The 639-nt window shown below is 40.7% G+C and carries 1 protein-coding gene; it reads left to right on the top strand.

Annotation, left to right across the window (positions count from 1 at the left end; genetic code table 11):
- Positions 1 to 200 precede the first annotated feature (200 nt).
- A partial coding sequence (locus ACYVTD_RS15375; RefSeq protein WP_461248572.1) for a glutamate ligase domain-containing protein occupies positions 201 to 639 on the top strand: 439 nt, incomplete at its 3' end.

The raw sequence follows: 639 nt of genomic DNA, 5'->3' as shown, positions 1-639 counted from the left end.
TCTAGATCTTGACAAAGATGCAGTATACAAAAAATTAACAAAATCCAGCTACTACAAAATATGGCGAAAAACTGGCAGAAGAATTTGCAGGAAAAAGCGTTACGATCGCTGATTTCAAAAACCTTGAGCTAACTGCAAACAAAACCTCTTTTATATATGCTGACGAGAAATTCGAATGCAAAGCAGTCGGCAGATTTAATTTGCAAAACATCTCCCTCGCTATCGGCATCGCAGAAACAGCAGGTGTTGATATCAACACAATAAAAGCTGCCCTAAAAAATTTCGTACCCGTCTCTGGCAGAATGGAAATCTTAGATACTAATACACCATACACAGTCATAATTGATTACGCACATACACCCGACGGAATCGAAAAAATTCTAACAACCGTGCGCGAACTAACAAGAGGTTGCCTCATTTCTCTATTTGGTTGCGGGGGCGACAGAGATAAGACTAAACGCCCTATCATGGGCAGATTAGCAAGCGAGTTATCAGATTTCACAATCATCACATCAGACAATCCGCGCACAGAAGACCCTAAAGCAATAATAGACGACATCCTAGTCGGCGCAGGGGAAAACAGCAAAGTTATAGTAGAAAGAAAAGAAGCAATAAAATGGGCGCTAGACAATGCAAAAG

This window comes from Treponema sp. R6D11 (genome assembly GCF_054786075.1).
This window is presented reverse-complemented; position numbering and strand designations above follow the sequence as displayed.